At 69.0% G+C, this 25,746-nt stretch carries 22 protein-coding genes and 1 tRNA gene; 8 read left to right on the top strand and 15 right to left on the bottom strand.

Annotated features, from left to right (window positions below):
• Nucleotides 1-96 precede the first annotated feature (96 nt).
• Complete coding sequence (locus ACFMRZ_RS20860) at nucleotides 97-1,098, bottom strand: tellurite resistance/C4-dicarboxylate transporter family protein (RefSeq protein WP_400182926.1); 1,002 nt, start codon at nucleotides 1,096-1,098, stop codon at nucleotides 97-99.
• A 204-nt stretch (nucleotides 1,099-1,302) separates the two neighbouring features.
• A complete protein-coding gene (locus ACFMRZ_RS20855) occupies nucleotides 1,303-2,940 on the bottom strand; it encodes a GMC family oxidoreductase (protein ID WP_280361851.1) in 1,638 nt (545 codons plus the stop codon).
• 282 nt (nucleotides 2,941-3,222) lie between these two features.
• Here ACFMRZ_RS20855 and ACFMRZ_RS20850 point away from each other — a divergent pair, with 282 nt between their 5' ends.
• Nucleotides 3,223-3,708 carry a glutathione peroxidase gene (locus tag ACFMRZ_RS20850; protein WP_400180417.1) on the top strand — a complete coding sequence of 162 codons (486 nt, stop codon included), beginning with the start codon at nucleotides 3,223-3,225 and terminating at the stop codon, nucleotides 3,706-3,708.
• A gap of 19 nt (nucleotides 3,709-3,727) precedes the next feature.
• Here ACFMRZ_RS20850 and ACFMRZ_RS20845 read toward each other — a convergent pair whose 3' ends face one another.
• Entirely contained in the window at nucleotides 3,728-4,294 is a 567-nt protein-coding gene (locus ACFMRZ_RS20845; protein ID WP_280274855.1) for a helix-turn-helix domain-containing protein, read from the bottom strand.
• 73 nt (nucleotides 4,295-4,367) lie between these two features.
• Between ACFMRZ_RS20845 and ACFMRZ_RS20840 the strand changes: the two genes are divergently transcribed.
• On the top strand, nucleotides 4,368-5,036 hold the full coding sequence (locus tag ACFMRZ_RS20840) for a class I SAM-dependent methyltransferase (protein ID WP_400180416.1): 669 nt from the start codon (nucleotides 4,368-4,370) through the stop codon (nucleotides 5,034-5,036).
• A 6-nt stretch (nucleotides 5,037-5,042) separates the two neighbouring features.
• Here the strand turns inward: ACFMRZ_RS20840 and ACFMRZ_RS20835 are convergent, their stop codons facing one another.
• From ACFMRZ_RS20835 to ACFMRZ_RS20810, 6 genes are read right to left on the bottom strand one after another with little or no spacing between them, the layout of a single operon-like run.
• Complete coding sequence (locus ACFMRZ_RS20835) at nucleotides 5,043-6,110, bottom strand: prenyltransferase (RefSeq protein WP_400180415.1); 1,068 nt, start codon at nucleotides 6,108-6,110, stop codon at nucleotides 5,043-5,045.
• Entirely contained in the window at nucleotides 6,103-6,828 is a 726-nt protein-coding gene (locus ACFMRZ_RS20830) for a class I SAM-dependent methyltransferase (protein ID WP_280361846.1), read from the bottom strand. Before ACFMRZ_RS20830 ends, ACFMRZ_RS20835 begins: the two co-directional genes overlap by 8 nt.
• Nucleotides 6,822-8,063: a glycosyltransferase family 4 protein gene (locus tag ACFMRZ_RS20825; RefSeq protein ID WP_400180414.1), complete on the bottom strand. Its 1,242-nt coding sequence runs from the start codon at nucleotides 8,061-8,063 to the stop codon at nucleotides 6,822-6,824. The genes ACFMRZ_RS20830 and ACFMRZ_RS20825 overlap by 7 nt, the downstream gene beginning before the upstream one ends.
• A gap of 48 nt (nucleotides 8,064-8,111) precedes the next feature.
• On the bottom strand, nucleotides 8,112-8,972 hold the full coding sequence (locus ACFMRZ_RS20820) for an LLM class F420-dependent oxidoreductase (protein ID WP_280274840.1): 861 nt from the start codon (nucleotides 8,970-8,972) through the stop codon (nucleotides 8,112-8,114).
• Between the two features lie 14 nt (nucleotides 8,973-8,986).
• Complete coding sequence (locus ACFMRZ_RS20815) at nucleotides 8,987-10,486, bottom strand: FAD-dependent oxidoreductase (protein WP_400180413.1); 1,500 nt, start codon at nucleotides 10,484-10,486, stop codon at nucleotides 8,987-8,989.
• A complete protein-coding gene (locus ACFMRZ_RS20810; protein WP_400180412.1) occupies nucleotides 10,483-10,887 on the bottom strand; it encodes a carboxymuconolactone decarboxylase family protein in 405 nt (134 codons plus the stop codon). The genes ACFMRZ_RS20815 and ACFMRZ_RS20810 overlap by 4 nt, the downstream gene beginning before the upstream one ends.
• Nucleotides 10,888-11,242: 355 nt before the next feature.
• Here ACFMRZ_RS20810 and ACFMRZ_RS20805 point away from each other — a divergent pair, with 355 nt between their 5' ends.
• The 3 genes from ACFMRZ_RS20805 to ACFMRZ_RS20795 are packed head-to-tail and all read left to right on the top strand — an operon-like array spanning nucleotide 11,243 to nucleotide 13,976.
• The gene (locus ACFMRZ_RS20805; protein WP_400180411.1) at nucleotides 11,243-12,448 is read left to right on the top strand and encodes a cytochrome P450; all 1,206 of its coding nucleotides are present in this window, start codon (nucleotides 11,243-11,245) and stop codon (nucleotides 12,446-12,448) included.
• 48 nt (nucleotides 12,449-12,496) lie between these two features.
• Nucleotides 12,497-13,189, top strand: a complete 693-nt coding sequence (locus ACFMRZ_RS20800) for an acetoacetate decarboxylase family protein (protein WP_400180410.1) — start codon at nucleotides 12,497-12,499, stop codon at nucleotides 13,187-13,189.
• Between the two features lie 19 nt (nucleotides 13,190-13,208).
• Nucleotides 13,209-13,976 (top strand): SDR family NAD(P)-dependent oxidoreductase, encoded by a 768-nt coding sequence (locus ACFMRZ_RS20795; RefSeq protein ID WP_400180409.1) that lies wholly within the window; start codon nucleotides 13,209-13,211, stop codon nucleotides 13,974-13,976.
• A 199-nt stretch (nucleotides 13,977-14,175) separates the two neighbouring features.
• Here ACFMRZ_RS20795 and ACFMRZ_RS20790 read toward each other — a convergent pair whose 3' ends face one another.
• Entirely contained in the window at nucleotides 14,176-14,997 is an 822-nt protein-coding gene (locus tag ACFMRZ_RS20790) for a crotonase/enoyl-CoA hydratase family protein (RefSeq protein ID WP_400180408.1), read from the bottom strand.
• Between the two features lie 137 nt (nucleotides 14,998-15,134).
• On the opposite strand from ACFMRZ_RS20790, the gene ACFMRZ_RS20785 reads away from it, so the two are divergent.
• Nucleotides 15,135-16,733: a succinic semialdehyde dehydrogenase gene (locus ACFMRZ_RS20785; protein WP_400180407.1), complete on the top strand. Its 1,599-nt coding sequence runs from the start codon at nucleotides 15,135-15,137 to the stop codon at nucleotides 16,731-16,733.
• Nucleotides 16,734-16,755: 22 nt separating this feature from the next.
• On the opposite strand, the gene ACFMRZ_RS20780 is transcribed toward ACFMRZ_RS20785, so the two are convergent.
• The gene (locus tag ACFMRZ_RS20780; RefSeq protein ID WP_400180406.1) at nucleotides 16,756-18,144 is read right to left on the bottom strand and encodes a lipase family protein; all 1,389 of its coding nucleotides are present in this window, start codon (nucleotides 18,142-18,144) and stop codon (nucleotides 16,756-16,758) included.
• Nucleotides 18,145-18,292: 148 nt separating this feature from the next.
• Here ACFMRZ_RS20780 and ACFMRZ_RS20775 point away from each other — a divergent pair, with 148 nt between their 5' ends.
• Nucleotides 18,293-18,928, top strand: a complete 636-nt coding sequence (locus ACFMRZ_RS20775) for a TetR/AcrR family transcriptional regulator (protein WP_400180405.1) — start codon at nucleotides 18,293-18,295, stop codon at nucleotides 18,926-18,928.
• A 1,275-nt stretch (nucleotides 18,929-20,203) separates the two neighbouring features.
• On the opposite strand, the gene ACFMRZ_RS20770 is transcribed toward ACFMRZ_RS20775, so the two are convergent.
• The 3 genes from ACFMRZ_RS20770 to ACFMRZ_RS20760 all read right to left on the bottom strand — a co-directional run bounded on the left by ACFMRZ_RS20770 (nucleotide 20,204) and on the right by ACFMRZ_RS20760 (nucleotide 22,608).
• Nucleotides 20,204-20,277: transfer RNA gene (locus ACFMRZ_RS20770), tRNA-Pro, on the bottom strand.
• Nucleotides 20,278-20,332: 55 nt separating this feature from the next.
• Nucleotides 20,333-21,607 (bottom strand): hypothetical protein, encoded by a 1,275-nt coding sequence (locus ACFMRZ_RS20765; protein WP_400180404.1) that lies wholly within the window; start codon nucleotides 21,605-21,607, stop codon nucleotides 20,333-20,335.
• A 38-nt stretch (nucleotides 21,608-21,645) separates the two neighbouring features.
• Nucleotides 21,646-22,608, bottom strand: coding sequence for a metallophosphoesterase (locus ACFMRZ_RS20760; RefSeq protein ID WP_280274851.1), 963 nt, complete (start codon nucleotides 22,606-22,608; stop codon nucleotides 21,646-21,648).
• Between the two features lie 116 nt (nucleotides 22,609-22,724).
• Here ACFMRZ_RS20760 and ACFMRZ_RS20755 point away from each other — a divergent pair, with 116 nt between their 5' ends.
• Nucleotides 22,725-23,189 carry a GatB/YqeY domain-containing protein gene (locus ACFMRZ_RS20755; RefSeq protein ID WP_280274852.1) on the top strand — a complete coding sequence of 155 codons (465 nt, stop codon included), beginning with the start codon at nucleotides 22,725-22,727 and terminating at the stop codon, nucleotides 23,187-23,189.
• Nucleotides 23,190-23,255: 66 nt separating this feature from the next.
• On the opposite strand, the gene ACFMRZ_RS20750 is transcribed toward ACFMRZ_RS20755, so the two are convergent.
• A complete protein-coding gene (locus ACFMRZ_RS20750; protein ID WP_400180403.1) occupies nucleotides 23,256-25,622 on the bottom strand; it encodes a penicillin-binding protein in 2,367 nt (788 codons plus the stop codon).
• Between the last annotated feature and the right edge of the window lie 124 nt (nucleotides 25,623-25,746).

Here is a 25,746-nt window from a genome sequence, read left to right as displayed (position 1 = left end):
AATCTTGTGGGAGGGACTGCTGCGTCGACCTACGTCCACAGAATTACGACAGTGCCTACGGTAGCGGCACCGTGGGGAACGCGCAATGGGGCCGGTTCATTCCCGCCGGAATACGCTGCCGAGCAGCGCGGCGGCCGTCGCCGTCCAGGCCCCCAGCGCGATCCACGCCTCGGCGTGGCCGAAGGTGACCATCCAGTGCTCGCCGAGCACGCGACCCAACTCCGCTGTCCCGACGCCGTACATGCCGACCGGGAAGACGATGCTCCACAGGCCCGGCTCGTACGCGAGCGCGAAGTGCCGCACGAGATGCCGCCACACCCCGGCGGCCAGCAGCAGCGGGATCAGCCAGCTGCCGAAGGCCCACAGTCCGAGCGCGGCACCGGCCAGGAACGGTCGCACGGCCGCGACGAGCTGGTCGGCGCCGTGCTCCAGCACCTGCGCTCCGGCCAGCACGCTGATCGCGGTCGCGCCCATGAAAACCCAATACGCCGGAACGAGTTTCGCGGCCGTCAGCGATCCGCCGAACAGGGTGCCGAGCACCAGCGCGGCCACCGCGAGGTACAGCACGACACCCACCGACCAGCACAGGAGCGCCGGAACCGCGAGTCGCTGTCCCCACGGCCGCGGCAGCGCGGTGGCGGCCACGGCCAGCGACTGGGTACCGACCACCCAGAGAAACCAGGTGCCGTCGGCGCCGGTGACCGCGTCCTGCGGCGCGTGGTGCACCATCAGCGCCGCCGGTATCGCGTAACACAGCAGCAGCCAGGCCGCGGCCGCGATCGCGAGCAGCAGCAGCGCCGGTCCGGTCCGATCGTGCTTCGCGAGCCCCGCGGCCAGTACCGCGGCGCCCGCGACGAAGGTCAGATAGGTGAAGCCGACGGCCGGGTCGCGGGCATCGGCGAGGGCGGCGGCGCGGAACAGGGCCAGCCGCAACAGTGTCGCGGCGGTCAGCGCGACGAAGGCCGCCAGCCCGATGATCAACAGGACATCGCCGCCCCACGCCCACCCGGCGCCGGTCACGGCCCGCGACACGATCCCCGTCGCCATGACCGCCGCGAACCAGCCCGGCTTCAGGTTCCGCACGCTCGCCACGCGCATGCTCACGCCACCACCTCGCTGCCGGGCGCCACCAGGCGCGCTGGAGGTTCGCCGACAACGCCGTGCCGAACCGGGCGAGGGCGGCGAACGCGCTCACGACGGCAAGTTTCGCACCGATGCGAGGAGTGCTCGCGTAAGCGCCTGTCGCCGAGTGTGTCCGGCGCGAGCGGGACGGGGCGTGTGTCCCGTCCCCTTTTCAGCGAATTACGCTCCCGCGGTGATGAATTCGGCGCACTTCTCGCCGATCATGTAGGAGGGAGCGTTGGTGTTGCCGCCGGTGATGCTCGGCATGATCGAGGCGTCGGCGACCCGCAGGCCCTCGATACCGCGCACCCGCAGCTGCGGATCGACCACCGCACGCTCGTCGACACCCATGCGGCAGGTGCCGACCGGGTGGTAGACGGAATGGATGCGGTTGGGCAGTTCGCGCCGCAGCGCCGTCTCGTCGGTGAACTCCGGGCCCGGCGAGTGCTCCTCGGTGACGTCGCCCGCGATGGTCTTGGACGACATGATCTCCCGGATCATGCCCATGGCCTCGATCAGGAACTCGGTGTCGGCCGGATCGGACAGGTAACCCGGGTCGATCAGCGGCTGCTGCAACGGATCGGTCGACGCCAGCCGCAGCTCACCCCGGCTCTTGGGGTAGATCAGGGTCGGGAAGATGGTGAGCGCCGAGCGGCGGTCGACCATGTGCAGCTTGTCCTCGTCCTGGTTGGGCACCGGGTAGCTCCACGGCAGAGTGTGGATCTGCATGTCCGGAATGTCCTTGGCGAACGAGGTTTTCACGAACCCGACGCATTCGAACACCGTCCGCCCGAACCACGAACTGCCCGGACGCAGCGCCTCGCGCAGCATGCCGGCCGCGAAGTGCGACGGAATGCCGCGGTGCAGCGCCTTCTTGGAGATGTAGGTCATCGGGACGAACAGGTGGTCGTGCAGGTTCTGGCCGACCGGCAGGTCGGCGTGCACGTCGATGCCGAGGTCGCGCAGGTGCCCGGCCGGGCCGATGCCCGACAGCAGCAGCGTGTGCGCCGAACCCATCACGCCGCCGGAGACCACGACCTCCTTGGCCGCGCGGATGATGCGGCGCCGGCCACGCTTCTCGATCACCTCGACGCCGGTGGCGCGCCCCTTCTCGATCACCACGCGCGCCACGTGCGCACCGGTGACCACGCGCAGGTTCTTGTTCGGGCGCTCGGTGATGAAGCCGCGTGAGGAGCTGTAGCGGATGCCGTTGCGCACGCTCTGCTGGAAGATGCTGATGCCCTCCTGCGATTCGCCGTTGTAGTCGGCGATCTGCGGGACGCCCAGCGTCTCGGTCGCGGCGGAGATGAAGCCCTGCGCGATCGGGGTCAGTTCCTTCTGCCGGGTGACCTGGATCGGGCCGCCGGTGCCGCGCAGTTCGCTGGCGCCGTCCTCCCAGTTCTCCAGGCGCTTGTAGGCGGGCAGCACGTCGGCGTAGCTCCAGCCCTCGCAGCCCTCCGCCGCCCAGGAGTCGAAGTTGGCCTTGTTGCCGCGCACGAACAGCATGCCGTTGACGGAGCTGGATCCGCCCAGCACCTTGCCGCGGGTCATCGGGATCTGGCGCTCGTTGGCGTGCTTCTGCGGCACCGAGTACTGACTCCAGGTGACCTGATGCTTGAGCTGCGGCACGGTGTGCACCGTCGTGATCATGCCGGGCACGCGGACCAGCCGGGTGTTGTCCTTGCGCCCGGCCTCCAGCAGGATCACGCTGGCGCCGTGCTCGGCCAGGCGGCCCGCGACGATGGCACCGGCGCTACCGGCGCCCACGACGACGTAATCGGCTTCGCTGGTATCCCCGGTGCGCGGAGAGTCGGTCATAGTGCTTACCTCATCCTCGAAGTAGTCGGCAGGTCGCGGCCGCGCTCGGTGCCGGAGAGCGTGCCCGAGATCACTGTAGAACAAGTTCTAATAATGGTGAAGCGCCGGATCCGGATGCGGCTCCCCGTCGACGGTCCTCGATCGTGCGAGTCGGGTGGTGGCGATAGATCATCGGGGCCGCTCGCGAGGCGCTGCCGGTACCGTCGCGGCGCCGGTTCGAGCGCTGTAGAACCGGTTTCATTTCCCGGGGTCGGTGATCGACTTCGACCTATCATCGCCCTTGTGACTATTCGTGACATTGCCGTACGCACTCTTTCCGACGAATCCACCACCCTCGGCGAACTGGCCGGCGACAAGGCGCTGCTGGTCGTGAACGTCGCGTCCAAATGCGGTCTGACGCCGCAGTACACCGGCCTGGTGGAACTGCAGAAGACCTACGGCCCGCGCGGTTTCAGCGTGGTCGGGGTGCCGTGCAACCAGTTCATGGGGCAGGAGCCCGGCACCGCGGAGGAGATCGAGGAGTTCTGCTCGACCACCTACGGTGTCGACTTTCCGCTGCTGGAGAAGACCGACGTGAACGGCGACGAGCGGCATCCGCTGTATCGAGAGCTGGTGCAGACCGCCGACGCGGAGGGCGAGGGCGGCGATATCCAGTGGAATTTCGAGAAGTTTCTCGTGGATCGGGACGGCAAGGTGGTGGCCCGGTTCCGGCCGCGGACCGAACCGCAGGACCCGGCGGTGGTCGCCGCCGTCGAGTCGGTGCTGTAGCCGCTCGGTCGCGAGTGGGTCAGTCGCGCAGTACGCGCACCGCGGCCTGCTCCAGCCGGTCGGCGATCTCCGCGTACGAGGCGTAACCCATCCCGGCGCGCACGAGCGCGCCGGCGTAGAGCAGTTCGAGCGACTCGACGATATCCGGGTCGGCGTCCTCGCCGAGGGCGTCGACCAGGCGCCGGCGGATCTCGCTGCCGATGCGCACGCGCAGGTGCGCGACATCGGGATCGGTGCCCAGCAGCGCACTGGTCACCGCGCCGGCGAGGGCCGGCTCGTCGGCGACCAGCATCGCGATCTGGCGCAGCACGGCGACCGTGCGGGCGATGCTGTCGGCGGTGTCGTCGTCGGCGGGCGCCGGGGTCGCTGCCAGGCGGCGCCAGAAGACCTCGGCGACGAGGTGTTCCTTGGAGGAGAAATAGGTGTAGGCGGTGGCGGTGCCGACTCCGGCGGAGGCGGCGACCATGCGCACTGTGAGACCCGCGAAACCCTCGCGGGACAGCACCTCCAGGGCGGCCCGGGTCAGCCGGTCGACGGTGTCGGCCTGCTTCTCGGTGAGGCGGCGGCGAGTCGCCTCCAGGCTCACGGGCATAGAATCAGACACGTGTCTGGATGCTACACTGGACACCCCTTGCGGGCAACAGAAAGGTCCGTCTCCCATGACCCGTGCCGATTCGGCGGTTTCCGGCGCCACCGGCGAATTATTCGAACTCGCCGAGCAAACTACCGGTTTCATGCCCAGCGAGGAGGGCCGGGCACTCTACGAGGCGGTCCTGCGCTACGCCGGTGACGGCCTCGTTCTGGAAATCGGCACCTATTGCGGTAAGTCGTCGATCTACCTCGGCGCGGCCGCCCGCGACACCGGCGCGACCGTGTACACCCTCGACCATCACCAGGGTTCGGAGGAGCACCAGCCGGGCTGGGAGTATCACGACAGCTCGCTGGTGGACCCGGAGACGGGCCGGTTCGACACGGTCGCGGCGTTCCGGCGTGCCATCGTGCGGGCCGGGCTGACCGACACCGTGATCGGGATCGTCGGCCCCTCGGCCACCGTGGCGTGCATGTGGCGCAGCCCGATCCGGCTGCTGTTCATCGATGGCGGACACACCGAAGAGGCGGCCCAGCGGGACTACGACAACTGGGCGCACTGGGTCGCCGCGGGCGGCGCACTCGCCATCCACGACGTCTTCCCCGACCCCCGCGACGGCGGGCAAGCGCCCTACCACATCTATCGGAAAGCGTTGGAGAGCGGGAAGTTCCGCGAGGTCTCGGTCACGGGCTCGCTGCGCATCCTCGAGCGTTCCGCGGGCTGCGGCGGGCAAGGGTAAGGCCCGTTACGGGCGGGAGCCCACGCAATCGCAGGCGCAGCCGGTGGCGAGGTCGATCGGGGCGGCGGGCTCGCGGAAGATGCCGTTGGCCGGTGTGGTGCGGGAGAGGGCGTCGGCGGCCAGGATCATGGCTCCGCCGGTCCAGGTGGTGCGTTCCTCCGGCCAGCGTTTGCCGTCGGCGAATACCAGTCCGGTCCAATATGATCCGTCGGCCTCGCGCAGGTGCTGCATGGCGGCCAGGAGGCGGTGGGCGCGGGTGTGGTCGCCGAGGGTGTCCAGGGCCAGCGCCAGTTCGCAGGTCTCCGCACCGGTCACCCACGGCCGGTCCGCGACGCATCGGATGCCCAGGTCGCCGACGACGAAATCGCCCCAGCGCGAAGCGATTCGCTCCGCGGCGGCCGCACCGTCGTAGGCGCCGCACAGCACCGGGTAGTACCAGTCCATCGAGTAGCGGTCCTTCTCGGTGAAGGACTCCGGGTGGTGGCGGATGGCGTGGCCGAGTCGCAGGGCCGAGATCTCCCAGTCCGGCTGTGGGTCACCGAGCAATTCGGCCAGCGCCAGGGCGCACCGGATGCTGTGGAACATGCTCGCGCACCCTGTCAGCAGCGCCTCCGCAGCGACCCCGGAAACGCCGCGCAGCCAATAGATCTCGCCGTTGCGCCCCTGCTGCATGGTGACCACGTAGTCGACGGCGGCCCGCACGCTCGGCCACAGTGCCGCGGCGAAATCGCGATCCCCGGTGTAGCGGAAGTAGTGCCATATCCCGGTCGCGAGGTAGGCGCAGAAGTTGGTGTCGGCGTCCGCGTTCTCGATCGCTCCCGCGCGGAACTGCGACGGCCAGGAGCCGTCCGGGCGCTGGGTGCGCGCCGACCACTCGTACGCCGCGCGCGCCTCGGTGAGCAGTCCGGTCGCGGTGAGCGCCATCGCGCTCTCGACGTGGTCCCACGGATCGGTGTGGCCGCCGGTGAACCAGGGCAGCGCCCCGTCGGATTCCTGTGCGGCGGCAATGGATTCGCCGGTCTGCCGGCACTGCGCGGCGGTGAGGACGCCGGGCACCGCCGGTAGGTCAGGCACTACGCACCGCCGGTTTGGTGAAGTACAGCGCGACGCTCTTGCCGATGACGGGGTCCAGCGCGCTCTCCGCGAAGCGAGTCAGCCGGGGTCGTTTCATCATGTCCCACACCAGCAGCCGGTGATAGGCGCCGACCACCCGGCTGTCCGTCTTCGACACCCCCACCAGGCATTTCAGCCACCAGTAGGGCGAGTGCAGGGCGTGGGCGTGTGCGCTGTGGATGAATCGCACACCCTGTCCCGCGATCTTGCCGCGCAATTCGTCGGCGCGGTAGATGCGCACGTGGCCGCCCTCGTTGGCGTGGTACTCGTCCGACAGCAGCCAGCAGATGCGCTCCGGTAGCCAGCGCGGCACCGTGACCGCCAGCGCCCCACCGGGTTTGAGCACCCGCACCAGTTCGGCGATGGCCCGGTCGTCTTCGGGGACGTGCTCGAGAATCTCCGACGCGATGACGATGTCGAATTCCTCGTTGTCGTAGGGCAGGGCCAGCGCATCACCCTGTACCGCTTCGGCTTTCGCGTAGGCGGGCACCTCCTGCGCCTCGGCCATCGCGCCGAACATGACCTTCACGTCGGCCAGGTCGCTCGCGCTCTGGTCGAAGGCGACGACATCCGCGCCGCGCCGATACGCCTCGAACGAGTGCCTGCCCTGCCCGCAGCCGACGTCGATGACGCGGGTGCCCGGCCCGATTCCGAGGCGGTCGAAGTCGACGGTCAGCATGTGCCCTCCTCGGGTGCGTGGTTCCGCCGGGCGATGGCTCGCTCGTAGACGGAAACGGTCTGTGCGGCAACAGCTTCCCAGCTGTACACGGTAACCGCACGGCGACGCCCCGCGGCGCCGAGTTCGGTCAGCCGGCGGCGGGAGTCCAGCAACCGGCCGACGGTGTGGGTCAGCTCGTCGACATTGCCCGGTTCGACCAGTTCGGCGCAGTCGCCCACGACCTCCGGCAGCGCCCCCGCGCGGCTGGCGACCAGCGGGGTGCCGCTGGCCATCGACTCCACGGCGGGCAGTGAGAAGCCCTCGTACATGGACGGGATGCAGGCGAGGTCGGCCGACGCCAGCAGCTCGGCGAGTTCGGTGTCGGACAGGCCCGCGGTGGCCGTGACGATATCGGACAGGCCGAGTTCGGCGATCAGCTTCTCCGTCGGCCCGTTCGGCTCCAGCTTGGCCACCAGGCGCAGCTCGATGTCGTGCGAAAGCCGCAGCCGGGCAACGGCTTGCAGCAGGTGACCGATGCCCTTGAGGGGTTTGTCCGCGCTGGCGACCGCGACGATGCGACCGGGAACGCGGCGATCCCGCGGCCGGAACAGGTCGGTGTCGACCCCCAGCGGCACCACGTTCAGCTGGTCCACCGCCACCCCGAAGTCGTCGACGATATCGGCCGCCGAGGACGAGGACACCGTGATGAGGTCCGGAATCTGCTGGGCCACCCGCTGCTGCATGGCGAGGAACCCGTACCAGCGCCGCACGAACGGCTTGCGCCGCCAGGGCGCGGCGGCCAGATCGAGCGCGCGGTCCCGGGTGATCGGATGATGCACCGTCGCCACCAGCGGCAGCCGCGCCGCGATGTCCAGCAGGCCGGTGCCGAGGCACTGATTGTCGTGCACCACATCGAAATCAGCGGCGCGCGAGCGCAGCAGCCGGGCGGCCCGCAGGCTGAACGTGCGCGGCTCCGGGAAGCCGGCGGTCCACATCGTGCCGAGCTCCAGCAGGTCGATCCGGTCGCGGATCTCGCCGGGCCGCGGGGTGCGGAACGGGTCCGGCTCCCGGTACAGGTCCAGGCCGGGTACCTCGGTCAGGGTCACCCGCGGGTCGAGGTGCTCCGGATACGGCTGCCCGGAGAACACCTCGAGTCGATGCCCGAGTTCGGCCAGGCCGCGGCTGAGGTGCCGGACATAGACCCCCTGCCCGCCACAGTGGGTCTTGCTGCGGTAGGACAGCAGGGCAATGCGCACTTGTCGGCTCACTCTCCGTGGTCGAGACAGGAAGGGGTAGAGGGTGATTCAGGCGGTGAGGCCCAGCGGGGCCAGCTTGGCGGCCAAGCGGTCCAGGTAGGCGAGCACCTCGGCATCGGATTTGTCCGGGAGCCCGTACAGCACATCGGTGACCCCGGCCGCCTCCCATTCGGCCAGCCGCTCGGCGTCCGGCTTGAAATCGAGGGCGACGACGCGCGGCTGCCCGCTGCGCCCGGCCTCCTGCCACACCTTCGACAGCAGTTTCAGCCGATCCAGCAGCAGATCGTTCTCGTAGGGCGTGGTGATCCAGCCGTCCGCCGACTTGGCGATCCACCGGAAACCCTGTTCGGTGCCCGCGGTGCCGATGAGCACCGGCACGTGCCGCTGCACCGGCTTCGGCCACGCCCAACTCGGCCCGAACTTCACGAACTCGCCGTCGTAGGCCGCCTCCTCCTGGGTCCACAGGGCGTTCATGGCCTCGAGGTATTCGCGCAACACCGTGCGCCGCTTCTTCGGCGGCACCCCGTGATCGGTGAGTTCGTCGGTGTTCCAGCCGAATCCGGCGCCCAGGCTGACCCGGCCGCCGGACAGGTGGTCGAGCGTGGCGATGGTCTTGGCGAGGGTGATCACATCGTGTTCCACGGGCAGCGCGACCGCGGTGGACAATTCGATGCGCTCGGTGACCGCGGCCGCGGTGCCCAGCGCCACCCACGGGTCGAGGGTGCGGGTGTAGCGGTCGTCGGGCAGGCTGGCATCGCCGGTCACCGGGTGTGCCGCTTCGCGTTTCACCGGAATGTGGGTGTGCTCGGGCACGAAGAAGGACGCGAATCCGCGCTCCTCGGCCGCCTGCGCGGCCGCGGCGGGGGTGATGCCGCGGTCGCTGGTGAACAAGACGATGCCGAAACGCATGGCCTGTGGTCCTTTCAGTTCGCCGCAGCGGGGGAGTGCGGGGTTTCGCCGGTGGCGGCGGCGTGTCCGGCGCGGCGTCCGTAGAAGCTGCCGTCGCCGAGGGACGCGCCGCTGGCGTAGCCGCCGGCGCAGATGCCGGAGGTGCAGCGGCCCGCGGCGTACAACCCGGCGATCGGTTCGCCGGAGACGTGCAGCACGCGCGAGTCGAGGTCGGTGCGCAGGCCGCCGAGGGTGAATCCGGCGGTCATGCCGCGCAGGTCGTATCCGGCGAGCGGGGCCCCGATCGGCTTCACCCATTCCGGCTTCTTGCCCAGCAGCGGATCGACGCCGTCCTTGGCGTGCCGGTTGTAGACCTCGACCGTGGTTTGCAGCGCACCGGCGGGCAGGCCCATCTCGGTCTCGAGTTCCTCGACCGTTTCCGCCACCCAGGTCGGCGGCTGCCGGAAGAACGGCGTGGAGGTCTCGGTGGCGTCGGCGGCCTCGAGCGCCTCCTCGTCCAGCACGAGGAACGCCTGATTTTCCTGCTGCAGCAGGGTCGCCTGGCCGATGCGGCCGGGGTAGGTGTCCTCCGCGACGTAGCGCTGGCCGCGGCCGTTGACGAGGATGCCGCGCGCCATCCGCTGCGGGTCGCCGAAGAAGGCGACCTCGGTGGCGTCCATGTGGGCCAGGTCCGCGCCGAGCGCCTGGGCGATGCGGATGCCGATGCCGTCGTGCTCCTCGATGGCCGCGCCCGGTCGTCCGATCAACCGCGGCGCGTAGCTCTCGATCATCTGCTGCTGATAGGCGAAGCTGCCGGTGGCCAGCACGACCCCGCGCCGGGCCCGCACGGTCAGCGGCTTGCCGTAGCGTTTGGCGACGATGCCGACGACGCGATCCTCGTCGTCGACCACGAGGCGCTGGATGCGCACGTCGTATTCGGCTCGCACGCCGAGGGATTCGGCCGTGTCGGTGAGCGGCTTCATCAGCATGTAGCCGCCGCCCTTGGCGCCGGTGCGCTTGTTCGCCATCTGCGGCACGTGGCCGCGCGGTGCGGGCGGGACGAGTTCGTTGAAAGGCGCGGCGTTCTCGCCGCCGGAGTACATCAGGCCCTCGTCGTGCGGCGGCTCCCAGCCGGGCTCGCCCCAGAACTCCTCCTTGAACGGCACGCCCTGGGCGACCAGCCAGTCGTAATGCGCCACGCTGCCCTGGCAGTAGTCGTGGATCTTGGCCTTGTCCACACCCGGCCCCAGCGCGGCGACCAGGAACTTCTCCATGTTCTCCGGAGTGTCCTCGAAGCCGAGCGCGCGTTGCAGCGGCGTCCCGCCGCCGAGGTAGATGAATCCGCCCGCCTGCGAGGCGGCCCCACCCCAGCCGCCGGTGCGCTCCAGCACGAGCACATCGGCACCCGCGCGCGCGGCCTCGATGGCGGCGGCCGCTCCGGCGACACCGTATCCGGCGATCACGACATCGGCCTCGAGGTCCCAGGCCGTGATCGCGGCGGCGCGCGCGGGGCGCACGGTTGGTGTGTCGGTCATCGTGTGCTCTTCCTCTGCTCGGACTTCTGGTGTTGTGCCACTACCTTCCCGACGACGCCGTCCAGCGCGGTGCCGGCGGGCCAGCCGGCATAGTGGCACAGGAACAGCGCGATCTCGCGCAACTGCGCGGCGGTGAGTTCCTCGTTGCGCAGGGCCGCGCCGACCTGGATCTCGGCGACGTCGAACAGGCCCTGGGCGGTGAGCGCGCCGAGCAGCAGCAGCCGCCGGTCGCGCACGGACAGTTCCGGCCGCGACCAGATGTCGGCGAACAGGTGGTCGGCGGTGACGGCGAAATGCTCACCGGGCCCGTCGGAGAACTCCCAGCCGTAGACCTCGGACATCTTCTTCAGTCCGCGCTGACGGCGCTCCGCGGCCGGTTCGCCGGTCTCGTCGGTGTTCATTGCTGCTCCTTCGCGGTGGCACGGGTGGCTATGCCGGAAACCTCTGGGCACCACGCGGAATCCGTTTGCCCCCGACCGACAGCGGCGGGCCGCCGGTGGTGACGAGCGTGCTCCTCCGGTTGCTCCGAAACTGTCTGGACACGTGTACGGACTATAGGTTCGAGCCCGTACCTGTCGCAAGAACTTGTTTCAATTTTGGCGTCGGCAAGGTGGTCCTGGTGGCGTCGGGACGGCTGTCCCATTGTCGGCATGCGCGCACAATGGTACCGTCCAGACACATGTCCAGCTATGTGTCTTCGGCGGTGGCCGGGTTCCGCCGTGAACGGCTGAACTCGTTCTCGAATGTGGGGTGGCAATGACCGCGGCGTTCCTGACACCGCTCACCTTCGACCCCTACGACTACGGCTTCCACGACGATCCCTATCCGGTCTACCGGCGCCTGCGCACCGAGGCGCCGCTGTATCGCAATGCGGAGCTGGGCTTCTGGGCGCTGTCGCGGCACGCCGACGTCGGGGCGGGTTTCCGGGACAGCACGCGGCTGTCGAGCGCGAATGGGGTGTCGCTGGATCCGGCGGCGTGGGGCCGGCACGCGCACAAGACGATGTCGTTCCTCGCGATGGACGACCCGCGGCATATGCGCATGCGGCAGCTGGTCTTCAAGGGCTTCACGCCCCGGCGGGTCACCGGGATGGGTGACCGCATCCGGGCGCTGACGCTGCAGCATCTGGAACCGGCGCTGGAACGCGAAAGTTTCGACTGGATCGAGGATTTCGCGGGCAAGCTGCCGATGGACGTGATCTCCGACATGATGGGCGTCCCCGCGGTGGACCGGGCCGAGATCAGGCGGCTGGCCGATCTGGTGATGCACCGCGAGGACGGCGTGCTCGACGTGCCGCTGCCCGCGATGGAGGCGTCGCTGGAGCTGGTCGGGTACTACGCCGACATGCTCGAACAGCGCCGCCGGGCCCGCACCGAGGACCTGACCTCGGCGCTGCTGGACGCCGAGTTGGACGGGGACAAGCTCAGCGACGAGGAGATCATCGGGTTCATGTTCCTGATGGTGGTGGCGGGCAACGAGACCACCACCAAGCTGCTCGGCAACGCTTTGTACTGGGCCGCAATCGATCCCGCGCAGTACGCGAAGGTCGCCGGCAATCCCGAACTCGTCTCCGACTGGGTGGACGAGACGTTGCGCTACGACACCTCCAGCCAGATCCTCGCCCGCACCGCCGCGACGGACATCGAACTGCACGGCGGCGTCATCCCGGCGGGCGACAAGGTGCTGCTGCTGGTCGGCTCGGCGAATCGCGACGACGAGGTGTTCGCGCACCCCGACACCTACGACATCGAGCGCGCCGACAAGGGCGGCCTGCTCAGCTTCGGCCGCGGCGTGCACTTCTGCCTCGGCGCGCACCTGGCTCGCCTGGAAGCGGGAATCGCCTTGCGCGAGTTCGCCACTCGGGTCGGCGCCTATGGCATCGACGAATCCGGCATCGTGCGAGTGCATTCCACGAATGTGCGCGGGTTCGCGCGGCTTCCGGTGACGGTGTCGGTGCGATGACTCGAATCCGCCTTTCGGCACGCTAGAACGTGTTCTAATCGAAGGGTGATGGCGCAGGTGCACTCGATACTCGGGGAACAGATCCGGGTTCCGGTCGAGGTACGGCAGGCCGAGGCGTGTTCGAGCCTGTTCCCGGTCGACGCGGCGGCCGCGCGCACCGTGCTGGCGGGGACGGGGCTGGAGCCGGTCGGGATGGCGGGCCGGGCCCTGTGCGCGCTGGCCTTCATCCGGCATCTCGACACCGATCTCGGTCCGTACCACGAGTTCGCGTTCGCTCTACTGGCCCGGCTGTCCGGCCGCCGGGACAGCACCGGGGCCTTCATCCGCTGGCTGCCGGTGAACCAGACCTTCACCTGTGCCGTCGGCCGGGAACTGTGGGGTTTCCCCAAGGAGATCGCCGATATCCGGATCGAGCCGAAGGGGCGCGGGAAGCGCTGCGAGGTGCGGCTGGACGGCCGGCTCATGGTGGCGCTGGAGACGGTCGGTGGTGTGCCCGCGCCCGCGCGCCTCGGCGGCGCCTCGATGCAGACCTACACCCATCGCGACGGCGTGCTGCGGGCGACGCCGTGGCTGATGGATCCGGCGCGCGTGCGGATGCGTCCGGGCGGCGCCCGGGTCGAACTCGGCGACCATCCGGCCGCGGCCGAACTGCGCGCCCTCGGGCTGCCCCGCCGGGCGCTGTTCACCAGCGGTATCGGATTGCTGCGCATGGCCTTTCAGGACGCCACGGAGATCCGGTGAGCGCGATACAGGAGGCACGATGAGCAAGACGGCACTGGTGACCGGAGCGGCCAGCGGCATGGGCCGCATGGTCGCCCAGCGGCTGGCGGCGGCCGGACACCGGGTGGCCGCGGTGGACATCGACGAGGCCGGGCTGGCCGAAACCGCCCGGCGCTCACCGAATACCACCACCTACACCTGCGATGTCTCCGACACCGACGCGGTCGTGAAACTTGTGGATACCGTGCGCGCCGACCTCGGGCCGATCGAGCAGCTGGTGCACGCCGCGGCCCTGTGCCGGGTGGGATCCACGCTGGCGCAGGATGTTTCGGAGATCCGCCGGGTGATGGACATCAACTACATCGGCACGGTCAACCTCTGTCAGGCGATCGTCCCCGGCATGCGCGACGTCGGCGCGGGCACCGTGGTGCTGTTCGCCTCGGTGGCGGGCTGGCTGCCCTCACCCGGCCTGGCGGCGTACTCGGCGTCGAAGTTCGCGGTGGTCTGCTACGCCGAGGCGCTGTCGCTGGAGCTGGCCGGTACCGGCGTGCGGCTGATCGCGATCTGCCCGCCGCACGTGGAAACCCCGTTCCTGGAAGGCATTCGGGCCGTCGACCCGGCCATCCTGGGCGGCAGCCGCGGTGTGGCGCCGGAGAAGATCGTGGACGCGGTCGAGCGAGCCGTCGCCAACCTGAAGTCCCCCCTGTTCGTCTTCCCCGGCCCGGCACGCGCGCTGGTCCTGGCCCGCCGCTTCGCCCCCAACCTCCTCCGCAAACAAATCGCACGCATGGTGAAACCCAACCTGTAGGCCGGGTACAGTTCTCCCTCGTCATCCGGGCGCGTCTCCCGCGTCATCCCGGCGCGATTTTGGCCGGGATCTGTGGATCCCGGCCAAAAGCATGCCGGGATGACGGGTGCGGGTTCTCTGAGCCGTCCGCGGGGTTCCGGGTGTGGCGGGACTTTCGGTCCGTCAGCGGGGGTTCCGGGTGTGGCGAATCCCCAGTCCGTCAGCGTCCTTTGAAGACGGGCTTGCGCTTTTCCGCGAAGGCCCGGGGGCCCTCCTTGGCGTCCTCGCTGCGGAAGACGGCCAGGCCGAGCTTCGCGTCGATCTTGAAGGCTTCCTCCTCGTGCAGGCCCTCGGTGTCGCGAATGGTCTGCAGGATCGCTCGCACGGCGACCGGACCGTTGGCGTTGATCAGCTCGGCGATTTCCAGGGCCTTGTCCAGGGCGGTGCCGTCGGGCACCACGTGGCCGATCAGCCCGATCTCCTTGGCCTCGGCGGCGGTGACGTGGCGGCCGGTCAGCAGGATCTCGGCGGCGATGGTGTACGGGATCTGGCGGGGCAGCCGGACCGCCGAACCGCCCATCGGGAACAGGCTCCACCGCGCCTCGGACACCCCGAACTTGGCGCTCGCACCGGCCACCCGGATGTCGGTGCCCTGCAGGATCTCGGTGCCTCCCGCGATGGCCGCGCCCTCGACGGCGGCGATCAGCGGCTTGGTGAGGCGGCGGCCCTTCAGCAGGCCGGGCAGGTAGCTCGGGTCGAACCTGCCGCCCTCGCTCATGTCCTCGCCCGGGTTCTGCTTGGTCATCGCCTTGAGATCGGCGCCGGCGCAGAAGGCGCCGCCCGCACCGGTCAGGACGCAGGAGCGGATCTCCGGATCGCTGTCGACGGTGTCCCAAGCCTGCACCATCAGCTCCAGCATCTCGCCGGACAGGGCGTTGCGGACCTTCGGACGATTCATGGTGACGACGAGCGTGTGGCCGCGCCGCTCGATCAATGCGTGCGGTTCCGTGTTGCTACCTGTTTCAGTGGCTGCCGTAGTCATCGCCGACCCTCTCTCCTCCGGGCATTACCTGCGTGTTGCGGACGAAGTTACCCCGCGACGTTGTCGACAACAATAACGTGTTCTAGTTTGGAGTTTGGTGACCGCCGTCACGGGGCGGCAAGTTAGGGAGATCCTTGATGGAGACAACCACGCACAGCGGCGCGACCACGCTGCCGCCGCGGATCACACAGACGCTCATCGACCGGCTGACCGCGATGGTGATTGCGGGCACCGCCGGCGAACAGCGCGCACCGTACGAGATGATCGAGGTCTACACCGGCGCCGTCGTGGGCGAGCTGCCACAGTCCTCGCCCGAGGACGTCGCCGCGGCGGCCGCGACGGCCCGCGCCGCGCAGCGGGAATGGGCGCGCCGGCCGGTGTCCGAGCGGCTGGCCGTCTTCGAGCGGGCGCACGAGCTGATCCTGGCCGAACTGGAGACCATCGCCGACCTGATCCAGATCGGCTGCGGCAAGACCCGGCGCATGGCGATCGAGGAGTCGTGCGATCCGCCGATGGTGATCAGCCACTACCTCAAGACCGCCGCGCGGACGCTGAAGCCGGTCCGGCGCGGCGGCGCGATGCCGATCATCACGACCTCGACCGAACAGCACCGGCCCAAGGGCGTCGTCGCGGTCATCGCCCCGTGGAACTTCCCGTTCGCCATCTCCATGTCCGACTCGGTACCGGCGCTCATCGCGGGCAACGGCGTGGTGCTCAAGCCCGACAACAAGACCGCGCTGTGCACGCTGTTCGGCGTCGAACTGCTGCACAAGGCCGGGCTGCCGCGGGGGCTGGTGCAGGTGGTCTGCGGCAGCGGCCCCGACGTCGGTCCGACGCTGATCGAGAACTCCGACTACGTCATGTTCACCGGCTCCACCGCCACCGGCCGCACCATCGGCGAACTCGCCGGCCGGAACCTGATCGGCTGCAGCCTGGAACTGGGCGGCAAGAACCCGATGATCGTGCTCGACGACGCCGACCTCGACGAGGTGATTCCCAGCACCGTGTTCGCGGTGTACGGCAACTCCGGTCAGGCGTGCATGCACATCGAGCGCATCTACGTGCACGAACGGCTGCACGACGAGTTCCTCCGCCGATTCGTCGCCGCCGCCGAGGAATTGGGCGCCAAGGCGGGCGCGGCCTACGACTACGAGCCGGAGTTCGGCTCGCTGGTGTCGGTGGATCACATGGAGCGGGTGGCGGCGCATGTGGAGGACGCCCGGAGCAAGGGCGCGACCGTGCTGACCGGCGGCAAGGCGCGTCCGGATCTCGGCCCGGCATTCTACGAGCCCACCGTGCTGACCGGCGTCACCTCGGAGATGGCGCACGCCACCATGGAGACCTTCGGCCCGGTGGTCACGGTGTACCGGTACACCGACGAGGACGAGGCGATCCGGCAGGCCAACGCCACCACCTATGGCCTGAACGCCAGCGTGTGGAGCCGGAACCTGGCCCGCGCCAACCGCATCGCGGATCGGCTGGAGGCCGGGAACATCAATATCAACGACGGCTTCGTCGCCAGCTACTCGGCGAAGGCGACGCCCTCGGGCGGCGTGAAGCAGTCCGGCGTCGGTACCCGGCACGGTGTGGCGGGGCTGCTGAAGTACACCGACACCATCAACATCGGTGTGCAGAAGAAGCAGGTGCTCGCCGCCCGCGCGGCGATGCCGTATGCGAGGCAGTTGAGTTCGACGCGGCTCACGCTGCGTTGGATGCGGCGGTTGCGGATCCGCTGAGCGACAAGGCTTTTCGCAACCGCTACTTCACGCCGATCGGCTTGCCGAAGAACGACGCGAAGGTTTCCCCGAAGGTCGCGGCGAGTAGCTGGAATCCGTTGGGGTCCAAGGCCAGCCAGCCCACGTCACCGGTGCGGCAGCCCCGTTGCACCGGGACGCCGCCGAGCCGGTCCTTCATCCACAGCAAAGCCGGTCCGGCGCCGGAGATCTCGGTGGCCACGTGCTCGGCGAGATGCTCGCGGGTGTACTGCACGTCGGCGTCGGGGTTGCGGCAGTAGGTGTCCACCAGCGTGTTCACCTGGCCGACGGGAATGATCTCGTCGGGATTGCCTTGCCAGATGTACATCGGCAGATCGGGTACCGCCTTACCCATGCGGGTGCGGTCCACCACGTCCCGCACGGCGGGCTGCTGCATCGGGTCGCCCGGAACCCGCAGCATCCCTTTGAGATTCAGGAACGGGAACGACGAGACGTACTGGACGCACAACCCGCCCTGAATCGTCTCGATCGTCTTGCCGAGCGGGTCCATCCGTTCGTCCAGGAATCTCGCGAAGTCCGGGTACTCGCGCGAAAGCCCTTGCACCGCGGCCATTACCAGGCCCGCGGTGGCCTGGCCGTTCGCCACGTCGAGCACCACGCCCAGATCGGCGGGCACCCCGCCCTCGGCGGCGCCGACGATATTCAGTTCCGGTGCGTAGGACTGCTTCAGCTCGGCCGCGTGGCCGGTGGCGATGGCGCCGCCGGAATAGCCGTAGAGACCGAGGCGGGCATCCGGAGCGATGCGCATGGGCTCGAAATCGCGTGCGGCCCGCAGGCCGTCGAGGGTGATCCGTCCCGCCAGCGGACCGGCCGCGTAGGCCTGGTTCGGGCCCTGATGGTCGGGAATCACCACGCCCCAGCCCTGTTGGACGGCGCCCTGGGCGATCACGAACTCCGCGGGCGCGACGATCTGGCCGACGAACGGGGCCACCGACCACTGCCGCAGCGCGTACGACGGAGAGCAGTACTGCGCCAGCGAGTCCGCCGCGATCTGCACCGACAGCACCTTGTCCGGTGCGGAACCGCGTGGTTTCAACACCGTGGTGACCGCCGCGATCGGCGCGTCGCGGGTGTTGGTCGAGCGGTAGGACAGCTGCCACGCGTCGACGTTGACCGGGATCAGCCCGAGATTGGCGACATCGACCCGTCGCGCGGCGATGATCTCGCCGGGGGCCTTGGCGGCGACGATCTCGGCGGGCGGGTGATAGAAGCCCGGATCCAGTTCGGGCGGCAGTGGAATCGGCGCGGCCGGCGGCGCGGGAACTGACGGTGGTGCGGCGATCACGGCCGCCGCCGGCAGTGTGGCGATCGCGACCGCTGTGGCCACCACCGCCGCCCACCGGCGGGTGCGGCCCGCCCTCGGCTCGGTCAATGCGACTCCTTCGTCTATGTGACACCGTTCGGGTTCACATGAGCCGGAACTATCGCATAGCTGTGACCCTCGTCGCAAGAGTCGCGCCGGAGCGCGGGATGCCCAGCGGTGGCCTCGGGCTCGCGGCGACCCGCGCTACCGTGGTGCGATGAAGATCGTGGAACGGCAGTACGGCGGGCGGGCGGTGGCCGATCGCAAAGCCGAACGGCGCGAACGCTTTCTGCGTGCCGCGACCCGCCTGTTCGCCGAGCGCGGCTATGCCGGCTGTTCGCTGGCGGACGTGTGCGCGGGCGCGGGCCTGTCCAAGCGGCAGTTCTACGAGGAGTTCAGCACCCGCGAGGACGTGCTCGTCGCGGCCTACGACCGGATCCAGGACGAGGCCGCCGCGGCGGTGACCACGGCCTTGGCCGCGGCCGCCGCGGAGGGCGATCCCCGGGCGGCGCTCACGGTCGTGCTCACCGCCTACCTCGAGTCCATCGATGCCGATCCGTACCGGGCGAAGGTGGCGTTCATCGAGGTGGTCGGGGTGAGCGAGCGCATGGAACGCCATCGCCGCGCCCGCCGCCATGTCTGGGCGCAACTGGTGGAGCTGGCGGTGGCGCCCATCGCCGGCCCGGACGCCCGCATTCGCGGCGGGCGCGACCTGGCCGCCAGTACGCTGATCGGCGCCGTCAACGGCCTGGCGCACGAGTGGCTGCTGATGGATCCTCGCCCGCCGGTGGCCGAACTCGCCGATCTTCTGGTGCCGGTGGCTGTCTCCCTGATCGAGTCGCACGAGCGCTAGCACCCAGTTAGCAACCGTCTGGTTGTTATATTTTATTGTGTGTACGCCCGGTTTCAGAACCGGTTTCATTCGGTGCCGCCGGATGCCTGCTATCCGGCCGACTTGCCCACCGTTATTACCGGCCGGTCAATTACCGGGGCATGGCGTGGTTAATGTGCGGAAACCTGGTGCGTCGACGAGTGAGAGCGACAAATGCAATTGCATCGGAGAGCCGTCCACGGCCTTTCTCGTCCGGGCGAGGCCGACGAATCCCGCCCGGGCGCTTTTCTTTGTCGTGTTCGGCTCCCCGCCGCCCGGTTTCTACTACGTGACGTAAGCGGAAGCCGCCGTCCGGGCGGGCGGTCGTACCGTCCGGAATCGTTGACGCGCTGCGCATTTGCTGCCCTCGGCGTGCCTGTGACGTGAGGCTGGTCGTTGGTCGGAATGCGGCGTGCCTCGCTTAAACTGGTGCTCCGGTGGGCAGGGTGCCGTCGCCTGAGGTCGAGGCGCGGTCCGCCGACGGCTCGAACGCCGAGCCGACCCAGGCTATCAATTCGCTCCCCGCGAATCGGAGCCGATTATTTTTACGAGAACGGAAGGAGGGAGCCTTGAAATGGCTCCGCAAGATGCTGGCAAGTGATAGTTCGGGAAAAACCCTCGGGGTGCCCGAAATAAAAGGGGAGACCTCGGCTGCCGCACTGGGAAAAGCCACAGCCGAGATCTCCATTCACTGCCGGCTGTCGGTGCCCTCGCATGTAATCACTAGCGTGGGCAGCTCTGGAGCAACACTTGCGGTCCTGGAGATCGCACAGCGCTTCTAAAGCCGAGCCGAACCGATCGGCGACCGCTGGGATGGCCCCCGGCGGTCGCCTTTGGTTCAGCCACCACAACCGGACCACCAACCTTACCGCACCGCACGCATGCTGACCTGCGCGGATCGCTATCGCTACGGGTGCGGTAGACGACACAGATCGCAGTACTCCAGCACCGATAAAGCGTTACGCAGTCCGCCCCGGCCGTAATTCCGGTCCCGCCACGCCGATGACTCAGGAGATTCGTCGCAATGGATAAGCCGGACGGGTTCCGTTTACGAGAACTACTTCTCGGCAGCCCTCCGCGACTTGCTGCGTCATGCGGACTGGACGAAACCAAACAGTCGTGATTTATGGATTAGCAGTTCGGAAAACCTGCCGAAGCAGCGCCCGGATCATTAGTGGACTGAGATCGCGGCCGTGAACGAGTAAGGCCCCCGACCAGCATGCTGGTCGGGGGCCCTGTCGTGTCTCCACACACGAGTCGGGGTGACAGGATTTGAACCTGCGACCTCCTCGTCCCGAACGAGGCGCGCTACCAAGCTGCGCCACACCCCGTGAGTGAACCTGTCGTAGCTTACAGCAGGGGGTGGGTGGTCGTTAAATCGGCTGGTCAGCGGTTTGGGAGGGGGCGGATGCTGGTGAGGATGCGCTGGGCGGTGGGCTTGTCCACAGCCTTGTCCACGCCGGTGTCGGCGGCGATGGTCATCACGAAGTTGCCGTTCTCGCTCGGGAACGCGAAGGTGTAGACGGCGAAGGTGGTGGCGCAGCCGGGGGCGGGCGGCGGTGCGTTGCCGGTGGTTTCCACGAAGGTGCCGTGCAGCTGGCCGTCGAGCGAATCCAGCGGCTCGGCCGCGCTCGCGGTGGCGCCGGCGGCGGACCAGCCCACCTTGGCCATCCGGGCGCCGACGTCGGTGGCCGCCGCGGCCGGGTCGCTTCGCGGTGACAGGGTCAGGAACGCGTTGGTGCGGGTGTAGCTGGGGCAGTAGTCCTTACCGTCCTGCACCAGGCCCGCCAGCTCCACGCTGTCGGGTGGTTGGCCCCAGACCGCCGTGCCGACCGGATCGATCTTCCAGTCCCGTGGGACGTCGTAGGCCGCACCCCGTTCCGGGATCGACACCACCTGAAAACCGGGCACCAGCGGCGCCACCGGGGCCGCGCTCGGTCGCGGCGTGGCCGGGACGGAGCTGGTCGGCGACGGCGCGCTCTTGCCGCTGGTGAGGGCGCTCACCATGGACGGGCTACCGGCCTGGGCGGCGGGGTCGCGGGAGTTGCGGCCGGAGACGATCACCGCGACCGTCACCGCCAGCGCCACGACGACGACAGCCCCGATACCGGCGAACACCAACGCCGTGCGGTTGCGCCGCGCGCCGGGCGGTGGGCCGTGGGGCGGCACTTCGAACGTGGACGTCGGCGGATGTTGCGACCCGTACCCCCGCCAGGCGGGAACAGGTTGCGCCGCAATGCTTTCCGTCGGCGCACCCACCTGCCACGACTGCTCCGGCACCGGCCGCACCGGATCGGTCGGCTGCGCCGACTGCCGCAGAATGGGAGTCGTAGCCGCCGACTGCCATGCCGTGGCCGAGGATGTATCGCCATGCGCCGCAGCATGATTGGGCGGCGCGTCCGAGCCGGCGGGCGGCGCGGTCGCCGCGAATTCCTGTGTCGCAGCGGATTCCAGATCGGAAGCGAGCCCACCGGCGGGGTTGCCGGAGGGTGGGAGCGGCCGCGCGCCCGCCGCGAAGTTCAGTTGCGCCGGTCGCTCGGTGCGCCGGATCTCCTCCGTCTGCGCGGCGGGATCCGGTGCGGACCGCGGGGCCGGGGGACTGGGAGCGGATCCGCTCGCCGCGGTCGGGTTATTCGGCCGTCGATCGAACCCGCTGCTCAAACCTCGTCCCCTGCCTCACGTTCCGCCTCGGCGTCACCCTAGCGCGCGATCGCCTCCGATTCCGACAGGCCGTGGCCGGTGTCGGCGATCGGGCGTTCCGGCGGCGCCGCGACCAGCGTGAGCAGCGTCGCCTCGGGGCGGCAGCAGAACCGGTACGGGGCCCACGGCGAGGTGCCTAAGCCTGCCGACACGTGTAAGCGGGTGTGCGCGCCCCAGCGGGAGGCGCCCTTCACCCGGGAACGGTCGATACCGCAGTTGGTGACCAGCGCGCCGAAACCGGGCAGGCACAGCTGCCCGCCGTGGGTGTGCCCGGCCAGCACGAGGTCGTAGCCGTCGGTGGCGAACCGGTCCAGCACCCGCGGCTCGGGGGAGTGGGTGAGCCCGATGCTCAACTCCGCCAGCGGGTTCGGGCTTCCGGCGACCGTTTCGTAGCGATCCCGGCGCAGATGCGGATCGTCCACACCGGCGGTGGAGATCTTGATTCCGGCGACCTCGAGATCGCGGCGCACGTGCGTCAGATCCAGCCAGCCGCGTTCGGTGAAGGCCGCGCGCAGGTCCTGCCACGGCAGCGGCGCGCCGTGCACGCGCTTGTGGTTCTTGTCGAAGTACTTCAGCGGGTTCTTCGGGACCGGGGCGAAATAGTCGTTGCTGCCGAAGACGAAGATCCCGGGGCGGGCCAGCAGCTCCGACAGGGCCTGGACGACCGCCGGCACCGCGCGCTGATGAGCGAGATTGTCTCCGGTGTTGACCACGAGATCCGGCTCCAGCTTGGCCAGCTCCCGCACCCAGGCCTGCTTCAGCCGCTGGCCGGGGGTCATGTGCAGATCGCTGATGTGCAACACCCGCAGGCTCGCGGAGCCCGGTTGCAGGACGGGCAGGGTCGCCTCCCGCAACACGAAGGCATTGCGTTCCACCAGCGAGGCGTATCCGATTCCGGCGGCACCTGCTGCGACGGTGCCCAACGCGGCTCGTCGGAGTACAGGGGACGAGAAGACGGGCATTCGCTCAGGATAGGCGACGGGTGTGACGAACACCGAGTGTGATTCCGCACAGGGACACGGCCGGGCGTGGCGCAAATGGAGTGGGACCGTGCTCGAGCGCGGGCTACCGTGAGCGCATGTCGGAACTCAAATCGAAGCTGCGGGCCGATCTGACCGCCGCGATGAAGGCTCAGGACAAGCTGCGCACCGGCACCCTGCGCATGCTCCTGGCCGCGATCCAGAACGCCGAAGTCGCCGGAACGCAGGCGCGTGAACTCGGTGACGCCGACGTGCTCGCCGTGCTCGCCAAGGAATCGAAGAAGCGCAACGAGTCCGCCGTCGTCTACGAGCAGGCCGGGCGCGGCGAACTCGCCGCCAACGAGCGCGCCGAGGAAGCGATCATCGATGAGTACCTGCCGACTCCGCTGACCGACGCCGAGGTCGCCGATCTCGCCGACACCGCGATCGCCCAGGTCGCCGAGCAACTCGGGGAACGGCCCGGCATGCGGCAGATGGGCCAGGTCATGAAGATCGCCACCGGCCTCGCGGCCGGTCGCGCCGACGGCTCGCGCGTCTCCGCGGCAGTGAAGGCGCGGCTCTAGGACCCGCGGCACCGGATATACGCGAGGGCCCGCTACCTGGAACCAGGTAGCGGGCCCTCGGCGATATCACCGCGGAATCGGGATGGGAATCGGGATCGGCGGCAGCCGCGGTGGTGGCGGCAGCCCCGGCAGATTCGGTATCGGGGGCGGTCCGGGCGGCGGCGGTTCGCGCAGCGTCCCGTCACTGATGTTCACCGTGATCACCGAGCCCGGGATGGCCGAACCGTTCGGCGTGGTCCCGATGACCGTGCCCTTCGTCGGGGCGGCGGGCACCGTCACCATGGTGACCTGGAAACCCGCGCCGATCAGGGTCGAGCGGGCCTCGGCCTCCGTCATGCCGACCACGTCGGGGATCTGCGAATTGTTCGAGCCCCGTACGTATTTGTCGTCCTCCGGCGGCAGGCCCGGCGGCGGGAAGTGATCCAGCACCGGCTTGATCCCGTCGAACCAGCTGCGGGCCGGTTCGTTACCGCCGTACAGATTGCCGTCGCCGCAGCTGCGCAACGGGAACGAGCAGATCTCGCCCGGCGTCGGCGAGTCGCCGTAGATGTAGGCTGCCCCGGCCAGCGAATTGGTGAAACCCAGGAACGCCGAGGACCGGTGGCTCTCGGTGGTACCCGTCTTCGCCGACATCGGCGCGTTCCAGCCCGCCGCGTGCGCCGAACCGGCCGCGGTGCCGCTGATGCTGTCCTTCGCCATCGCGTTGGCCAGCGTATTCGCCAGGCCGGGCTCGACCACCTGCTCGCAGGACGGCTGCGTGAGCGGCACCTGCTTACCATTGCGGTCGATCACCTCCCGGATCGGCGAGGGCGGGCACCACTTGCCGCCCGAGGCCAGCGTCGCCGCCACATTCGACAGCTCCAGCGGATTGATCGCGAACGGGCCCAGCGTGAACGAGCCCAGATTCTGCTGCTTCACCATGTCCGCCAGGCTCTGGTTGCCGTGACCGGACGTGCCCGCCGCCGCGTACGAACGCATGCCCAGCCGGACCGCCATATCGACCGTCGGCGTCACCCCGACATCCTGAATGAGCTTGACGAACGCCGTGTTCGGCGACTGCGCCAGCGCCTCGGTCACCGACATCGGCGACCGGTAGTTGCCGACGTTCTTCACGCAGTACGTCTCGGGCGGGCAGCCGGGCGTGCCGCTGTTACCCATGCCCTTGGCGGAGAAGAACGACGGCACATCCAGCTGGGCGTTGATGCCCAGCCCCTTCTCCATCGCCGCGGCCGTCGTGAACAGCTTGAAGATCGAGCCCGCGCCGTCACCGACCAGCGAATACGGCTGCGGCTGCACGGTTTCGTGGCCCTCGCCGCTCAGGCCGTAGGTGCGGCTCGAGGCCATCGCCAGCACCGGATGCGCGTCCTGCCCGGTGCCGATGATGCTGGTGACCTCGGCGATGTCCTCCAGATCCGGCTTCGTCATCCCCGACACCGCGGCCTTCACCGAATTCTGCACCGCCGGGTCCAGCGTGGTGCGGATCGTGTAGCCGCCCTTGTCGATCTGCTCCTTGCTGATGCCCGAATTGGCCAGGTACTGCAGCGCGTAATCGCAGAAGAAGCCGCGATCACCCGCCGCGATGCAGCCGCGCGGCAGGCCCTTCGGATCCGGCAGCACGCCCAGCGGTTCGGCCTTGGCGGCGCGGAACTCCTCGGCGCGACTGGGGATGTTCTGGATCATGGTGTCCAGCACGGTATTGCGCCGATCCAGCACGCCCTGCGGGTTGGTGTAGGGGTTGAGCTTCGACGAACTCTGCACCATGCCCGCCAGCATCGCCGCCTGCGACACCTTCAGATCCTTGGCGTCCACGCCGAAGTAGGTCTGCGCGGCGTCCTGAATCCCGTAGGAGCCGTTGCCGAACGGGACGATGTTCAGGTAGCGGGTGAGGATCTCGTCCTTGGTCAGCTGCTTCTCGAGCGTCAGCGCCATGCGGATCTCACGCAGCTTGCGCGCCGGCGTCGTCTCGATCGCGGCGCGGCGCTCGGCGTCGGTCTTCGCGACCACCAGTAGCTGGAAGTTCTTGATGTACTGCTGATCCAGCGTGGACGCGCCCTGCTGCACCTCGCCGCTCGAGGTGTTGGTGAGGAAGGCGCGGAGCGTGCCCTGCCAGTCCACGCCGCCGTGCTCGGCGAACCGCCGGTCCTCGATGGACACGATCGCCAACTTCATGTCGTTGGAGATCCGGTCGCTGGGCACTTCGAAGCGGCGCTGCTCGTACAGCCAGGCGATGGGATTACCGGCGGCGTCCACCATCGTCGACACCGCGGGGGCGTTGCCCTCGACCAGTTCCGCGGACACGTTGTCGACGGCGTCGGCGGCCCGGTTGGACACGTATCCGAAGCCACCGGCGAGCGGGAACAACAGCCCGGCGATGAGCACGGCCGCCAGGACGCACGCACCGGCGAGCCTCGCGAGCGTTTGTGAGATCGGCACCTTGCAAGGGTAAAGGCTCTGTTATCGGCGGCGCCTTCGGCGTCGCGGGTTTTCGGCGCCCTTGGTCTCGGTTTTCGGGTGCCGCTGCTGGCTCCTTCGTCGCTTTGCAGCGGCACCCGAAAAC

This window comes from Nocardia sp. N2S4-5 (genome assembly GCF_044628355.1).
GTDB classification, from domain to species: Bacteria; Actinomycetota; Actinomycetes; order Mycobacteriales; family Mycobacteriaceae; genus Nocardia; species Nocardia wallacei_B.
The sequence above is the reverse complement of the archived record's forward strand: the minus strand, read 5'-3'. Positions and strand labels throughout refer to the sequence as shown.

Bases quoted from the DNA above. Each gene is read 5' to 3' on its own strand.
- ACFMRZ_RS20860 (WP_400182926.1), bottom strand. From the start codon at position 1,098: ATGCGCGTGGCGAGCGTGCGGAACCTGAAGCCGGGCTGGTTCGCGGCG.
- ACFMRZ_RS20855 (WP_280361851.1), bottom strand. From the start codon at position 2,940: ATGACCGACTCTCCGCGCACCGGGGATACCAGCGAAGCCGATTACGTC.
- ACFMRZ_RS20840 (WP_400180416.1), top strand. From the start codon at position 4,368: ATGACCCGTGCCGATTCGGCGGTTTCCGGCGCCACCGGCGAATTATTC.
- ACFMRZ_RS20830 (WP_280361846.1), bottom strand. From the start codon at position 6,828: ATGCTGACCGTCGACTTCGACCGCCTCGGAATCGGGCCGGGCACCCGC.
- ACFMRZ_RS20820 (WP_280274840.1), bottom strand. From the start codon at position 8,972: ATGCGTTTCGGCATCGTCTTGTTCACCAGCGACCGCGGCATCACCCCC.
- ACFMRZ_RS20815 (WP_400180413.1), bottom strand. From the start codon at position 10,486: ATGACCGACACACCAACCGTGCGCCCCGCGCGCGCCGCCGCGATCACG.
- ACFMRZ_RS20810 (WP_400180412.1), bottom strand. From the start codon at position 10,887: ATGAACACCGACGAGACCGGCGAACCGGCCGCGGAGCGCCGTCAGCGC.
- ACFMRZ_RS20805 (WP_400180411.1), top strand. From the start codon at position 11,243: ATGACCGCGGCGTTCCTGACACCGCTCACCTTCGACCCCTACGACTAC.
- ACFMRZ_RS20800 (WP_400180410.1), top strand. From the start codon at position 12,497: ATGGCGCAGGTGCACTCGATACTCGGGGAACAGATCCGGGTTCCGGTC.
- ACFMRZ_RS20795 (WP_400180409.1), top strand. From the start codon at position 13,209: ATGAGCAAGACGGCACTGGTGACCGGAGCGGCCAGCGGCATGGGCCGC.
- ACFMRZ_RS20790 (WP_400180408.1), bottom strand. From the start codon at position 14,997: ATGACTACGGCAGCCACTGAAACAGGTAGCAACACGGAACCGCACGCA.
- ACFMRZ_RS20785 (WP_400180407.1), top strand. From the start codon at position 15,135: ATGGAGACAACCACGCACAGCGGCGCGACCACGCTGCCGCCGCGGATC.
- ACFMRZ_RS20775 (WP_400180405.1), top strand. From the start codon at position 18,293: ATGAAGATCGTGGAACGGCAGTACGGCGGGCGGGCGGTGGCCGATCGC.
- ACFMRZ_RS20760 (WP_280274851.1), bottom strand. From the start codon at position 22,608: ATGCCCGTCTTCTCGTCCCCTGTACTCCGACGAGCCGCGTTGGGCACC.
- ACFMRZ_RS20755 (WP_280274852.1), top strand. From the start codon at position 22,725: ATGTCGGAACTCAAATCGAAGCTGCGGGCCGATCTGACCGCCGCGATG.